This window comes from Curtobacterium sp. MCLR17_040 (genome assembly GCF_003234735.1).
Taxonomy (GTDB): domain Bacteria; phylum Actinomycetota; class Actinomycetes; order Actinomycetales; family Microbacteriaceae; genus Curtobacterium; species Curtobacterium flaccumfaciens.
In genome coordinates this window covers 53,517-66,031 of sequence record NZ_QKTE01000006.1, presented here as the reverse complement: position 1 = coordinate 66,031, position 12,515 = coordinate 53,517, and the positions used below count along the sequence as shown (strand labels likewise).

Here is a 12,515-nt window from a genome sequence, read left to right as displayed (position 1 = left end):
CGTCGTGGCGATACTCTCCGTCGTGCTGCAGGTCCTGCTCGCAATCACGAGCCTCCTGCTCACGCTCCTCATCCTGCTGCACAAGGGCCGCGGTGGTGGCCTCTCCGACATGTTCGGCGGTGGGGTCACGAGCAACCTCGGTGCGTCCGGCGTGGCCGAGCGCAACCTCAACCGCATCACGGTGATCCTCGGTCTGGTCTGGATCGTCTCCATCATCGTGCTCGGTCTCATCAACAAGTTCACGGCGGGGGTCTGATCCATGGCAAGCGGAGGCAGTGCAATCCGAGGGTCTCGCGTCGGCGCGGGACCGATGGGCGAACAGGACCGCGGGGTCCAGGCAGAGCGCGTGGCGATCTCGTACTGGGACGCCCTCGGCAACGAGGTCGTGCGGTACTTCGCCGCGAACCTGCCCGATGAAGAGATCCCCGAGACGGTGGACTCGCCGTCGAGTGGTCTGCCGGCTGGGCGCGACAAGGAGAACCCTCCCGTGGTCTCCAAGACGGAGCCCTACAAGACCCACCTCGCGTACGTGAAGGAACGCCGCACCGAGGAAGAGGCAGCGCAGCTCCTCGAGGACGCGCTCCAGCAGCTCCGAGAGCGTCGCGGCACCGCGGCGAAGAAGAGCTAGCGCACGCACGCTGACGAAGGCCCCTGCACCGATGGTGCGGGGGCCTTCGTGCGTCCGGGGCAGGGGCGGCTCGCTCGCCGAGTGGTCGCGACACGCCGCGTGCGGTGCGCGCTGGTGGCGCGAACCGTCGGTTGCAGGCGCCGCAACCGACAGTTCGTGCCCACTCGGCGTCGCCCGGCGGGCAGTCGCGGCCGTTCGGCGCCGAGGAGCCGCGTCCGGGTGCCGCGCGGAGTGCCGGTTCGCCGAGGGGTCAGGACACGCCGCGTGCGGTGCGTCGAGGTGGCGCGAACCGTCGCCTGCGGCGCCTGCGGCCGACAGTTCGTGACCACTCGGCGTCGCGCCGGCGGGGAGTCGCGACCGGTCGGTGCCCGAGGGCGCCGAGTGGTCAGGACGCGCCACGTGCGGAGCGCGGTCGTGGCACGAACCGTCGCCTGGGGCGCCCGCGGCCGACAGTTCGTGCCCGCTCGACGCAGGGGCTCGGGCGCGGTGCGCAGTGGGCGCGACCACAGACGGACGGGAGGCCCGGTGCCAGCTGGCACCGGGCCTCCCGTCCGTCAGGAACGCGCGTCTAGTACGTCGACGCGATCAGGTTCTCGGGGACGTCGCGTGCGGCGTCCTGGTCCACGAAGAAGACGGTGCGCTTGCGACCCTGCACGCCACCGACGGGGACGTCCTCGATCGACGCACCCGCGAGGGCCAGCCCGAGGACCGAGGCCTTCTCGGCACCGGAGAGGATCACCCAGACGCGCTGCGAGGCGTTGATCACCGGGAAGGTGACGGTCAGACGCTGCGGCGGCGGCTTGGGGGAGTCGTCGACCGACACGACGGCACGGTCGGTGACGGTGAGCTGCGGGAACTCCGGGAAGAGCGAGGCGGTGTGCCCGTCGGGACCGACACCGAGCAGCGTGATGTCGAAGCGCGGAGCGACGGCACCTTCGGGCGCGGCGTCCTGCAGCTCGCGCTCGTACTGGGTCGCTGCGGCCTCGATGTCGAGCCCGCCGTCCGACGCCGGCATCGGGTGGATGTTCGACGCGGGGATGTCGACGTGGTCGAAGAAGTCGGTCTGCGTGCCGATCGTGTTGCGGTCGGCGTCGTCCGACGGGACCCAGCGCTCGTCGACCCACCAGACGTGCACCTTCGACCAGTCGACGCTCTCGCGCGCCGGCGACTGGCCGATCGCGGCGAGGACGAGGGAGGACACCGAGCCACCGCTGATCGCGATGTCGGCACGCTCCTGCTCGTCGAGCACGTCGATGATCTTGGTGATGAAGCGTGCGGCGACCGAAGCGCCGAGGGCCTGCTTGTCCGGGTGCACGAGCACCCGCCGTTCGTTGGTCACGTGACTCCCGTGTTCGTGGCGGCCGACCGGTCGTCCGACCGCCTTCGGTCCGGTCGGGCCGCCTGCACCAGACAGGCGGCCCGACCGTGTGGGGTGTTGATCAGCGGGCGATGGTCTCGCGCAGCTGGGGCACCCCGTGCTTGACGACGTCTCCGAAGAGGACGTCCGGGTCGAGTCTACGGAGTTCCTCGGCCAGGCAGTCGCGCAGGTTGCGGCGTGGCAGCGACAGGTCGTGCGTCGGCTGCCCGGGCATCGAGAGCGTCGCGACGTCCACCAGGGAACGCTCGAGCTCGATGGTGCCGGACTCGCGGACGAGCTTCACACCGTGGATGCCGCTCGACCCCGTCGCGCGCGGCGACGTGACGACGGACACCGGAACCTGGAGCTGCAGCTGCAGCCAGGCGGCGAGGAGGATCGTCGACGGGCTGTCGGACGCTCCGGAGACCTCGACGGCGGTGATCGGCTCGTACGGCGGCTGGTCGAGCGCCGCGGCGAGCTGGTTCCGCCACAGGGTCAGACGGGTCCACGCGAAGTCGGTGTCGCCCGGTACGTAGGACGCACCGAGCGCCTCGATCGCGCCGTTGGGGTCCTTCTGCGCGGCCGCGTCGGTGATCCGTCGCTGCGCGATGCGGCCGAGGGCCGACGCCGCGGGCTGCTCGGGAGCCGTCTGCGGCCACCAGGCAACGACGGGTGCGTCCGGCAGCAGGAGGCCGGTGACCAGGCTCTCCTCGTCGGTCGCGGTCTCGCCGTACGCCCGGAGGACGATGACCTCGCTCGCACCCGCGTCGCTGCCGACGCGGATCTGCGCGTCGAGGCGCCCGGGGGACTTCGTGTCACCGCTGTTCTTCGAGACGATGATGACGCGCATCGGGTGCTCGCGGGACGCCTCGTTGGCCGCCTCGATCGCCTCTTCCTCGTGGCCGAGGGCCGTCGAGATGATGAGGGTCAGCACGCGGCCGAGGGCGACGGCGCCGCCCTCTTCACGGATGCGGACGAGCTTCTTCTGGATCTTCGACACCGTGGTGTCGGGCATGTCGATCTTCACGGACGCCTCCAGGTCCGACCGTCGCGGGCGAGCAGGGCGTCGGCGGATGCCGGACCCCACGTGCCGGGACGGTACTGCTCGGGCTGGCCCTGCGTGGCCCAGAACTCCTCGATGGGGTCGAGGATCTTCCAGGACAGCTCGACCTCCTGGTGCCGCGGGAACAGCGGCGGGTCACCGAGGAGCACGTCGAGGATGAGTCGCTCGTACGCCTCGGGGGATGCTTCGGTGAACGCGTGGCCGTAGCCGAAGTCCATCGTCACGTCGCGCACCTGGGTGCCGACGCCGGGGACCTTCGAGCCGAAGCGGAGCGTGACGCCCTCGTCCGGCTGGACACGGATGACGAGCGCGTTCTGACCGAGCGGGGACTGCGTGTTGCCGTAGACGTCCTCGGGGACGCGCTTGAACACGATCGCGATCTCGGTCACACGACGACCCAGACGCTTGCCGGCGCGCAGGTAGAACGGGACGCCCTGCCAGCGACGCGTGGCGATGTCGAGCTTGATCGCCGCGTACGTCTCGGTGCCAGACTCCGGGTTCATCCCGGCCTCTTCGAGGAAGCCGAGCACCTTCTCGCCGCCCTGCCAGCCGCCGTCGTACTGCCCGCGGGCAGTGGCGGTCGACAGGTCCTCGGGCAGACGGACGGCGGAGAGCACCTTCTCCTTCTCGGCACGCAGGTCGGCGGCCTTGAACGAGACGGGTTCCTCCATCGCGGTGAGCGCGAGGAGCTGCAGCAGGTGGTTCTGGATGACGTCGCGCGCAGCACCGATACCGTCGTAGTACGCGGCACGCCCGGCGACGCCGATGTCCTCGGCCATCGTGATCTGCACGTGGTCGACGTAGTTCGAGTTCCAGATGGGTTCGTACATCTGGTTCGCGAACCGGAGCGTCAGGAGGTTCTGGACGGTCTCCTTGCCGAGGTAGTGGTCGATGCGGAACACGTCGTCGGGCGCGAAGACGCTCTCGACGATCGCGTTGAGCTCGCGCGCGGTGCGGAGGTCGGAGCCGAACGGCTTCTCGACGACCACGCGGCTCCAGGAGCCCTCGCGCTTCTCGGTCAGCCCGGACAGCTTCAGCTGCTCGGTGACGACCGGGAACATCTTCGGCGGGATGGACAGGTAGAACGCGTGGTTGCCCAGCGTCCCGCGCTCGGCGTCGAGGTCGTCGACGGTGCGCTTGAGCTCGCGGAACGCCTCGGGGTCGTCGAACGAGCCCTGGACGAAGCGGATGCCCTGTTCGAGCTGACGCCAGACGTCCTCGTCGAACGGGGTGCGCGAGTGCTCCTTGACGGCGTCGTGGACGAGCTGGGAGAAGTCTTGGTCCTCCCAGTCGCGACGAGCGAACCCGACGAGCGCGAACCCCGGGGGCAGGAGCCCCCGGTTGGCCAGGTCGTAGACCGCGGGCATCAGCTTCTTGCGTGACAGGTCGCCCGTCACGCCGAAGATGATGAGCGTGCTCGGTCCCGCGATCCGGTTCAGTCGACGATCCGTCGGCAGCCGGAGCGGGTTGCGCTCCGGGGTGATTGCCACCGGTGACATGAGTCGGTGAACTCCTTACGAGTCAGTGGGAGACGGCGGACGCGATCGCCGCGGTGGCGGCGTGGACGTCCGACGTGGTGAGGGTGAGGACCGGCCGGCCGTGCTCGGCGAGGACACTCGCGTCGCCGGCGGCCTGGGCCCGGAGGAGCTGCCCGAACGTGAACGGCCGACCCGGGATCGCCAGGTCGTCCGCTTCGTCGGCCACGATCTGCAGGAACACTCCCGTAGCGGGGCCGCCCTTGTGGTACTGGCCGGTCGAGTGCAGGAACCGGGGGCCGTACCCGAAGGTGACGGGGCGCTCCGTGCGCGCCGCGATCGCGTCGCGCAGCGACTCGAGGCCGCTGTTCGTGGTGCGGTCGACGTACGCCTGCACCGACACGTAGCCGGTCGGGTCGAGTGCGGACAGGAGGCCCGACACGGCTTCCGAGAGCGTCGCACCGACCGCGAGTCCGGGCGTCGCGTGCACGGCGATGCCGTCCTCGGAGAACGCCGGCTCCGCCGGAGCGGGGCGGTCGTCGAGGAGCGCGCGGGTCGCGACCTTGGCGGCCTCGACGTCGGGCTGGTCGAACGGGTTGATGCCGAGCAGGCGACCGGCGACCGCGACGGCGTACTCCCAGACGAGGATCTGGCCACCGAGCGTGCCGGTGATCTCGACCTCGCCCTCGGCCACGTGACGCTCGTCCTCGCGCGAACCGACCAGGCGGATGACCTGGACGTCGGGCAGGCCGGCGGTGACCTCGGGGGAGTCCGCGTGCAGCACGACGGGCAGCAGGCCGCGGCCGTCCTTGCCGGTCGACTCCGCGATCAGCTGTTCGACCCAGTCGCCGAAACCGACGATGTGCGTGCCGTCGGGCACGATGGCGATCTTGTCGCGCAGCGGCTCGGTGCCCGCGAGGACCGCACCGAGCACGAGCCCGGGGTTCTCGTCCAGGTCGACCGAGAGCAGCGCGGAGATCGCGTCGGCCTCGTCGAGGAGCTCGGCGATGTCCGCTCCCGCGAGCCCGGACGGCACGAGGCCGAAGGCGGTGAGCGCGGAGTAGCGGCCACCGACCGTGGAGTCGGCGGTGAAGACGCGGTAGCCGGCGTCGGTCGCAGCGGCCTCGAGCGCGGAGCCCGGGTCGGTGACGACGACGATGCGGCGCGCCGGGTCGATGCCGGCGTCGCGGAAGGCCTGCTCGTAGACACGGCGCTGCGAATCGGTCTCGAGCGTCGAGCCGGACTTCGACGAGACCACGAGCACGGTGCGCTCGAGGTCGGTCGTCACGGCCGCGCGGACCTGTGCGGGGTCGGTCGAGTCGAGGACCGTGAGGGGCACGCCGGCGGTGCGCGTGATGACCTCGGGTGCGAGGGACGAGCCGCCCATGCCGGCGAGGACGACGTGGTCGACCCCTTCGGCACGGAGCGACTCGCGCAGCGCGGTCACCTCGGCGACGAGCGGGCGGGAGACCGAGACGGCCTCCACCCAGCCGAGGCGCTTCGACGCCTCGGCCTCGGCGGGGGTACCCCACAGATCGGCGTCCTGGGCGGTGATGCCCGAGGCCACCAGGTCAGCGACGAGCCGCGGGACCACCTGTTCGATGGCCCGCGCGGCGTCGCCGCTGGCTGCGATGGAAACCGTCACTACTTGGCGCCCTCGAGCGCTGCCTTGACGGTGTCGACGAGCTCGCCCCAGGACACGTTGAACTTGTCCACGCCCTCCTTCTCGAGCAGTGCGACGACCTCGTCGTAGTCGACGCCCTGTGCGGCGAGCTGGTCGAGGACCTGCTGCGCCTGGTCGAACGTGCCGGCGATGGCGTCGCCGTGGATCTCACCGTGGTCGAACGTGGCGTCGAGCGTCTTGCCCGGCATCGTGTTGACGGTGTTCGGGGCGGCGAGCTCGGTCACGTAGAGCGTGTCGGGGAGCGACGGGTCCTTGACACCGGTCGAGGCCCAGAGCGGACGCTGCGTGTTGGCGCCGGACTCGAGCAGGCCGAGGGCACGCTCGGAGGCGAACGCCTCGGTCCAGACCTGGTAGGCGAGCTGCGCGTTGGCGATGCCGGCCTTCGACTTGAGGGCCTTGGCCTCGTCGGTGCCGACGGCGTCCAGGCGCTTGTCGATCTCGGAGTCGACGCGCGACACGAAGAAGGACGCGACCGAGTGGATCTTGGAGAGGTCGTGGCCGGCGGCCTTGGCCTTCTCGAGCCCACCGAGGTACGCGTCGATGACGGCGCGGTAGCGCTCGAGCGAGAAGATCAGGGTGACGTTGACGGAGATGCCGGCGCCGATGACCTCGGTGATCGCCTCGAGACCCTCGAGCGTCGCCGGGATCTTGATGAGGACGTTCTCCTTGCCGACCTTCTCGAACAGGAACTTGGCCTGCTCGATGGTCTTGGCGGTGTCGTGCGCGAGGCCCGGCTCGACCTCGATCGAGACGCGGCCGTCGAAGCCCTTGGTCTCGTCGTAGATCGGCTTGAAGACGTCGGAAGCGTTCGCGACGTCCTGCGTGGTGATCGCGAAGATCGCGTCGGTGACGTCGGTGCCCGCAGCGGCGAGCTCCTTGACCTGCGAGTCGTAGCGCTCGCCCTTGGCGAGGGCCGACGCGAAGATCGTCGGGTTCGTCGTCACGCCGACGACGTTCTTCTGCTCGATGAGCTCGGTGAGCTTGCCGGTCTCGAGGAGCTCGCGGGAGAGGTCGTCGAGCCAGATGCTCACGCCGACCGCGGAGAGGGCGGCGGTGGGGGTGTTCTCAGCCATGTGTTTCTCTTCTTCTTTCATCGACGGGTCCGTGAGGACCGTGAGTCGGGGTTTCGGGGACGGGAGGCCCGTGGCGGAACCGAGCCGGGCCTCCCGGAAGAAGGGCCGGATCCGGAAACCGGACCCGGCCCTTGCAGGTCAGGAAGCTGCGATCGATTCCTTCGCGGCGGCCACGACGTGCTCCGTCGTGAAGCCGAACTCCTTGAAGAGCGTCTGGTAGTCGGCCGAGGCACCGAAGTGCTCGATCGAGACGCTGCGGCCCTTGTCGCCGACGATGTCGCGCCAGCTCATGGCGATGCCGGCCTCGACCGACACGCGAGCGGTGACGTTCTTCGGGAGCACCTGGTCCTGGTAGTTCTCGGACTGGGCGCGGAACCACTCGATCGACGGCGCGCTCACGACGCGGGCGTTGATGCCCTCGGCCTTGAGCTGCTCGCGAGCATCGACCGCGATCTGGACCTCGGAACCGGTCGCGATGAGGATGACGTCCGGGGTGCCGTTGGGCGCCTCGGCCAGGATGTACGCACCCTTGGCGACGTTCTTCGCCGAAGCGAAGACCTCACCGGACGCGTCACCCTCGCCACGCTCGAACACGGGGAGGTTCTGACGGCTCAGCGCGATGCCGGCCGGGCGGTCGGTGTGCTTGAGCATCTCGAGCCACGCGTACGCGACCTCGTTGGCGTCGGCCGGGCGGACGACGTCGAGACCGGGGATCGCACGGAGCGACGAGACCTGCTCGATCGGCTGGTGCGTCGGGCCGTCCTCGCCGAGGGCGATGGAGTCGTGGGTCCAGACGTAGATCGCCGGCGCCTGCATGAGCGCGGCGAGACGGACCGCCGGACGCATGTAGTCGCTGAAGATGAGGAACGTGCCACCGAAGGGGCGCGTGTTCCCGTGCAGGACGATGCCGTTGAGGATCGAGCCCATGGCGTGCTCGCGGATGCCGAAGTGCAGCACGCGGCCGTACGGGTCGGTGCTCCACGTCGACGTCGAGGCCTCGGCCGGACCGAAGGACTTGGCGCCCTCGATCGTGGTGAGGTTCGACTCGGCGAGGTCGGCCGAACCGCCCCAGAACTCGGGCATCAGCGGCGCGATGGCGTTGATGACCTTGCCGGAAGCGGCACGGGTCGAGACGGCCTTGTCGGTCGGGAAGACCGGGAGCGCTGCTTCGAGGCCCTCCGGGAGCTCCTTCGACTGGACACGGTCGAACAGCGCCTTCTTGTCGGCGTTGGCCGCGGCCCACGCGTCGAAGGACTTCTGCCACTCGGCGTGCTCGGCCTGGCCCTTGGCGACGGCGCCGCGGGTGTACTCGAGGACCTCGGGGGCGACCTCGAAGGTCTTGTCGGTGTCGAAGCCGAGGATCTCCTTGAGACCCTTGATCTCGTCGGCGCCGAGCGCCGAACCGTGGATCTTGCCCGAGTTCTGCTTGGTCGGCGACGGCCAGCCGATGATCGTCTTGAGGACGATGAGCGACGGCTTGTCGGTGACCTGCTTGGCGGCCTCGATCGCGGCGTGGAGCTCCTCGACGTCCTCGGAGTACTCGCCGGTCTTCTTCCAGTCGACGATCTGGACGTGCCAGCCGAGCGCCTCGTAGCGGTCGGCGACGCTCTCGGAGAACGCGATGTCGGTGTTGTCCTCGATCGAGATCTGGTTCGAGTCGTAGAACGCGATGAGGTTGCCGAGCTGCTGACGGCCGGCGAGCGAGCCGGACTCGTTCGTCACGCCTTCCTGCATGTCACCGTCGCCGGCGATCACGTAGGTGTAGTGGTCGAACGGCGACTGACCGGCCGGGGTCTCCGGGTCGAACAGGCCGCGCTCGAAGCGCTGGGCGTAGGCGAAGCCGACCGAGGACGCGAGGCCCTGGCCGAGCGGGCCCGTGGTGATCTCGACACCGTCGGTGTGGCCGTACTCCGGGTGACCCGGGGTCTTCGAGCCCCACTTGCGCAGGTGCTGCAGGTCGTCGATCTCGAGCCCGTAGCCGTGCAGGTAGAACTGCACGTACTGGAGGATCGAGGCGTGACCGGCGGAGAGGATGAAGCGGTCGCGGCCGATCCAGGTGGAGTCGCTCGGGTCGCGACGCATCACCTTCTGGAAGAGCAGGTGGGCGAGCGGAGCGAGGCTCATCGCGGTGCCGGGGTGACCGTTGCCGGCGGCCTCGACCGAGTCGGCGGCGAGAACGCGGGCCGTGTCGACGGCCTTCCGGTCGATGGCGTCCCAGGTGAATTCAGCCACTTGGATGTTGACCCTTCTTGATGCGACATGTGCGAGGGCTCGTGCCATCGCACGGACATGTGGCCATCCCGGGGCCGAGTCGTGTCGCCGTCTAGCGGCGGCCGACCGGCTCATCGCGGCCGACGTCATCGGGGCGCGCACTGCGGGAGGGCGTGTCCAGCATAGTGACCCGGTACTCAGAAGGGGTTCAGGTGACCCCCGATGTTCACACCGGGGTGGCCGTCGACGGTCGATCCGGGCGTGTCGAGCGCGTCCGGATCACGCCGGGATGTCGGAGCGGGGCACCGTCGCGGCGCTTCCATCCCGTAAACTGATCGGGACCCGTGGACATTCCGGGTCAGCGCATGCCCGGACGCCGTCGCAGTCGTCCACCGAGTGTGCGAGCTGATGCGAACAGACTGAGGTTCTCTTGCCGACTGCCACCGTGACCCGGCCCGACACCGATCGACCCCGATCGCCGCTGTCCCGCAAGGTCCGTGCGTACGTCTCGTTGACGAAGCCGCGCGTGATGGAGCTGCTGCTCGTCACCACGGCGCCGACGATGTTCCTCGCCGAACGCGGCGTCCCCGACCTGTGGCTCGTCTTCTGGACGATGCTCGGCGGAGCGATGTCGGCCGGTTCGGCGTCGGCCTTCAACTGCTACATCGACCGCGACATCGACCGACTGATGAAGCGGACCAGCACCCGCCCGCTCGTCACCGGCGAGCTGTCCGACCGCGAGGCCCTCGTGTTCTCGTGGGTGCTCGGCATCCTGTCGACCGCGGTGCTCGGGTTCCTGGTGAACTGGCTCGCCGCGGCGCTGAGCGTCATCGCGATCCTCATCTACGTGTTCGTCTACACGCTGTGGCTCAAGCGCCGCACCCCGCAGAACATCGTGTGGGGCGGCTCGGCCGGCTGCATGCCCGTGCTCATCGGCTGGGCGGGCGTCACCGGGTCGCTGACCTGGACCCCGGTCATCCTGTTCATGGTGATCTTCCTGTGGACGCCGCCGCACTACTGGCCGCTGTCGATGAAGTACCGCGACGACTACGACGCGGCCGACGTGCCGATGCTCGCCGTGGTCCGTGGCCGCACCGTCGTCGGCCTGCAGGTCGTGCTCTACGCGTGGGCGACGCTCGTCTGCTCGCTCCTGCTCATCCCGGTCGGGCACATGGGGCCGCTCTACACGGTCGTCGCGCTGGCCGGCGGCATCTGGTTCGTCGTCGAGTCGCACCGCCTGTACTCGCGGGCCATCCAGCACGTCGAGCACGTGCAGCCGATGCGGGTCTTCCACAGCTCGATCACGTACCTGACGCTGCTCTTCATCGCCGTGGGCATCGACCCGCTGCTGCCGCAGGTCTTCACCTTCTAGGCGGTCGAGCGGGCGCCCGCGCGCTCGGTCCGCACGACGCCGTCGTGTCGATTCGACGCCGTCGTGTCCGGTTGACGCTGTCGTGTCCTGTTGACGCCGTCGTGTCCTGTTGACGCCGTCGTGTCTGCATGACGCCGCCACCCCGCCGAGACGCCGCCGAATCCGGCGGCGTCTCGCGCGTTCGGCGGCGTACCGGCAGGACACCGGCGTCCTGCGTCGGCCACGAGGCGGCCTGGAGGCGCGGTGCGGGCCCGCCACGGGCCTCCCGTCCGGCGTGACCGCCGTCGGCCGCGGGGCGGACGCGAGCCGCTGCGGACCGCGCGTGGTGCGGATGTCGAGCGACGAAGTCGATGTCGTGCGACGTCCGCGGTGTCGTTCTGCGTCGTCAGCGCCCGCCCGTCCACGTCCACCGGAAACGCGACACCCCACGAGTCGAACGACTCGTGGGGTGTCGCGGAACGGGTGTCGAGCGCGCGACGCGCCCGGGCGTCAGGCGTCGATGGGTTCCCGGACGGCGTCTCGGCCGGCCGAGGCCCGCGTCGACAGCACGACGGCGGTCACCGCTCCGACGAGCAGCCCGGCGAGCACCATGTGCGTGCCGACGAGCCCGACGGGCAGACCCGTTCGCGCCTGCGTGAGCCCGACAGCGATCTGCAGGAACTCGACGACGAGCAGCAGCAGCGGCCACTTGCTCGGGCGGCCCAGGCGGACGGCTCCGATGACGAGCACCAGGGTCAGGGCGAAGAGGGCGTACGCGGGCCAGGCGTGCACGTGCTCCATGACCGCGGGGTCGAACCCGGTGCGGTGCAGACGTCCACCGTCGACCGCGGCGTCGGCTCCGGCGTGCGGCCCGCTGCCGGTGGTCAGGATGCCGACGAGCACGGTCACGACGACGGCGGCGACGGTGCCGCGGACGACACCCGTGTACCAGCGCGGGACGAGCCGCTGGGCGGTGCGCGGGCCGTGCGTCGTGCGGTAGACCAGCGCAGCGGTCACCGAGGTGAGGGCCGCGGAGACGACGAAGTGCAGCCCGACCACGAATGGGTTCAGGTTCGTCCAGACGCTCATGCCGCCGATGACGGCCTGCACCGGGATCGCGACGCCCTGAGCGAACGCGAGCCAGAAGAGTTCGGGGCGCGTGCGGAGCATCCGGACGACCGCGAGGAACATCGCGACGGCCACGATCACGAGCACGAAGGTCAGCAGTCGGTTGCCGAACTCGATGATGCCGTGGATGCCCATCTCCGGCGTGGAGACGAGCGAATCCGCCGTGCACTTGGGCCAGGTGGGGCATCCGAGGCCCGAGGCGGTGAGGCGTACCAGGCCTCCGGTGCCGATCAGCACGACCTCGACCACGAAGGACGCCCAGGCCAGTGCGACCACGCGACGGTCGACGACGCGGGGGAGCGACCACCACCGTCCGGTCCGGAGATCCTGCTCGACGGGGGATCCGACGCGTGTCACGAGGGTGGTGCCTTCCTGTTGTTCCGTGCAGTGAACCTGTAGGATTCGAGGGTTCAGCAGCAGTCAAGTCTAGGCAGGCGCCGGCTCCGAATGGGCCGAGATCGCCGATCAACCCACGGACTGCGTGGAACCATTGTCGTTGCGAGGGAGCAGCACCCGGTCCGCATGTCAGCGGTCCGCGGTGGAAT

The 12,515-nt window shown here is 69.8% G+C and carries 10 protein-coding genes; 3 read left to right on the top strand and 7 right to left on the bottom strand.

Annotation, left to right across the window (positions count from 1 at the left end; all coding sequences use genetic code 11):
- Nucleotides 1-4: 4 nt before the first annotated feature.
- Both secG and DEJ01_RS07440 read left to right on the top strand, forming a co-directional pair.
- Nucleotides 5-256, top strand: a complete 252-nt coding sequence (gene secG / locus DEJ01_RS07445) for a preprotein translocase subunit SecG (RefSeq protein ID WP_017887256.1) — start codon at nucleotides 5-7, stop codon at nucleotides 254-256.
- Nucleotides 257-259: 3 nt separating this feature from the next.
- Nucleotides 260-628 (top strand): RNA polymerase-binding protein RbpA, encoded by a 369-nt coding sequence (locus DEJ01_RS07440; protein ID WP_110862753.1) that lies wholly within the window; start codon nucleotides 260-262, stop codon nucleotides 626-628.
- 568 nt (nucleotides 629-1,196) lie between these two features.
- Here the strand turns inward: DEJ01_RS07440 and pgl are convergent.
- The 6 genes from pgl to tkt all read right to left on the bottom strand — a co-directional run bounded on the left by pgl (nucleotide 1,197) and on the right by tkt (nucleotide 9,512).
- Entirely contained in the window at nucleotides 1,197-1,967 is a 771-nt protein-coding gene (pgl, locus tag DEJ01_RS07435; RefSeq protein WP_110864544.1) for a 6-phosphogluconolactonase, read from the bottom strand.
- Between the two features lie 100 nt (nucleotides 1,968-2,067).
- On the bottom strand, nucleotides 2,068-3,012 hold the full coding sequence (locus tag DEJ01_RS07430) for a glucose-6-phosphate dehydrogenase assembly protein OpcA (protein ID WP_027465684.1): 945 nt from the start codon (nucleotides 3,010-3,012) through the stop codon (nucleotides 2,068-2,070).
- Nucleotides 3,009-4,547 (bottom strand): glucose-6-phosphate dehydrogenase, encoded by a 1,539-nt coding sequence (zwf, locus tag DEJ01_RS07425; protein ID WP_111029280.1) that lies wholly within the window; start codon nucleotides 4,545-4,547, stop codon nucleotides 3,009-3,011. The genes DEJ01_RS07430 and zwf overlap by 4 nt, the downstream gene beginning before the upstream one ends.
- 22 nt (nucleotides 4,548-4,569) lie before the next feature.
- Nucleotides 4,570-6,168: a glucose-6-phosphate isomerase gene (locus DEJ01_RS07420; RefSeq protein ID WP_111092628.1), complete on the bottom strand. Its 1,599-nt coding sequence runs from the start codon at nucleotides 6,166-6,168 to the stop codon at nucleotides 4,570-4,572.
- Complete coding sequence (tal, locus tag DEJ01_RS07415) at nucleotides 6,168-7,280, bottom strand: transaldolase (protein ID WP_071403753.1); 1,113 nt, start codon at nucleotides 7,278-7,280, stop codon at nucleotides 6,168-6,170. The genes DEJ01_RS07420 and tal overlap by 1 nt, the downstream gene beginning before the upstream one ends.
- Before the next feature lie 138 nt (nucleotides 7,281-7,418).
- The gene (tkt, locus tag DEJ01_RS07410) at nucleotides 7,419-9,512 is read right to left on the bottom strand and encodes a transketolase (RefSeq protein WP_111029283.1); all 2,094 of its coding nucleotides are present in this window, start codon (nucleotides 9,510-9,512) and stop codon (nucleotides 7,419-7,421) included.
- Between the two features lie 424 nt (nucleotides 9,513-9,936).
- Between tkt and DEJ01_RS07405 the strand changes: the two genes are divergently transcribed.
- Nucleotides 9,937-10,863: a heme o synthase gene (locus tag DEJ01_RS07405; protein WP_071403755.1), complete on the top strand. Its 927-nt coding sequence runs from the start codon at nucleotides 9,937-9,939 to the stop codon at nucleotides 10,861-10,863.
- 489 nt (nucleotides 10,864-11,352) lie between these two features.
- Here the strand turns inward: DEJ01_RS07405 and DEJ01_RS07400 are convergent, their stop codons facing one another.
- The gene (locus tag DEJ01_RS07400) at nucleotides 11,353-12,327 is read right to left on the bottom strand and encodes a heme A synthase (protein WP_071403756.1); all 975 of its coding nucleotides are present in this window, start codon (nucleotides 12,325-12,327) and stop codon (nucleotides 11,353-11,355) included.
- Nucleotides 12,328-12,515: the final 188 nt, after the last annotated feature.

What these genes read in the sequence shown, in the direction of transcription:
- DEJ01_RS07440 (WP_110862753.1), top strand. Translation starts at nt 260, where the DNA reads ATGGCAAGCGGAGGCAGTGCAATCCGAGGGTCTCGCGTCGGCGCGGGA.
- tal (WP_071403753.1), bottom strand. Translation starts at nt 7,280, where the DNA reads ATGGCTGAGAACACCCCCACCGCCGCCCTCTCCGCGGTCGGCGTGAGC.
- zwf (WP_111029280.1), bottom strand. Translation starts at nt 4,547, where the DNA reads ATGTCACCGGTGGCAATCACCCCGGAGCGCAACCCGCTCCGGCTGCCG.